At 72.2% G+C, this 510-nt stretch carries 1 protein-coding gene; it reads right to left on the bottom strand.

Annotated features, from left to right (window positions below; translation table 11 throughout):
- Positions 1-9: 9 nt before the first annotated feature.
- On the bottom strand, positions 10-510 hold a 501-nt coding region (gene pgsA / locus CFP71_RS40370; protein ID WP_093939162.1), incomplete at its 5' end, for a phosphatidylinositol phosphate synthase.

Below are 510 nucleotides of genomic sequence, written 5' to 3'. Positions count from 1 at the left end.
AGAGCCCGCTCATACCCCGCCCTCCGCGACGGGTGGCCCGGCGGCCTTGGCGGCCCTCGCCGCCTTGGCCACCGCGGCTGTCCGCTGCAGCAGGGTGATCACCGAAAGCACCGCGAGCAGCCAGAGCGTGATGTCCACGGTGTACGGAACGCCCAGACCGTGCAGTCCGGTTCCCACGAGGGCGATGATCAGGCGTTCCGCGCGTTCGACGAGCCCGCCGTCCGCCTCCAGGCCGGAGGCCTCGGCGCGGGCCTTGACGTACGAGATGACCTGCGCGAGCACCAGGCAGATCAACGCGGCGGCCGCGGCCGGGCGGTTGTCGTCGTGGACGAAGCACCACCACGCGATCGCGGCGAACAACGCGCCGTCGACCAGCCTGTCGCAGGTCGCGTCGAGGACGGCCCCGAAGGCCGTGCCGTACCCGCGGGCGCGGGCCATCGCGCCGTCGAGCAGGTCCAGCATCGCGAAGCCCCAGACGGTGAAGGTGCCCCACAGCAGCATGTCGTTGGG

The organism is Amycolatopsis thailandensis, assembly GCF_002234405.1.
Classification (GTDB): domain Bacteria; phylum Actinomycetota; class Actinomycetes; order Mycobacteriales; family Pseudonocardiaceae; genus Amycolatopsis; species Amycolatopsis thailandensis.
The sequence above is the reverse complement of the archived record's forward strand: the minus strand, read 5'-3'. Positions and strand labels throughout refer to the sequence as shown.